Origin of the sequence: Halomonas ramblicola, from assembly GCF_030409215.1 — a bacterium.
Lineage (GTDB): Bacteria > Pseudomonadota > Gammaproteobacteria > Pseudomonadales > Halomonadaceae > Halomonas > Halomonas ramblicola.
In genome coordinates, this window is record NZ_JAUFPL010000024.1 from 1 (window position 1) to 580 (window position 580).

Annotated in this window: 1 tRNA gene and 1 rRNA gene; both read left to right on the forward strand. The window is 56.4% G+C overall.

Going from position 1 to position 580, the window contains the following annotated elements:
- Window positions 1-25: 25 nt before the first annotated feature.
- Window positions 26-101 (forward strand) — tRNA-Ala (locus tag QWY80_RS08790).
- A gap of 262 nt (window positions 102-363) precedes the next feature.
- Window positions 364-580 (forward strand): 23S ribosomal RNA (locus tag QWY80_RS08795); the annotation flags it as partial.

The following is a 580-nucleotide window of genomic DNA, read 5'->3' on the forward strand; positions in this document are numbered from 1 at the left end:
CCTACCACGTATGGGGTAAGTCAGAGGGGCCTTAGCTCAGCTGGGAGAGCGCCTGCCTTGCACGCAGGAGGTCACCGGTTCGATCCCGGTAGGCTCCACCACTCAAGCCTGACGCTTGAAGGAATGGCAAGGCCAAAACAGTCGGAACCAAAGCGTGAGCCTTAAGCTAGGCGCTGCAACGAGCCCCAGCCGTTCGGTGGGCAGCTCTTACAGCTTCCAGCTTAAAGCTTCCAGCTTTAAACGCTCTTTAACAATGTGAATCATGCTGACAAGTTCCTTTCGAGAGAAAGGGACAACGAGATACGTCTCAAGCGTATCCGGCAATGTCGTGTGCATCGCCGACCAGACCCCTTGGGGTTATATGGTCAAGCGATGAAGCGCATACGGTGGATGCCTTGGCAGCCAGAGGCGATGAAGGACGTGGAAGCCTGCGATAAGGCTCGGCGAGGTGGCAAACGACCTGTGACCCGGGCATTTCCGAATGGGGAAACCCACTCACCATCCGGTGAGTATCCCATCCTGAATCCATAGGGATGGGAGGCGAACCGGGGGAACTGAAACATCTCAGTACCCCGAGGAA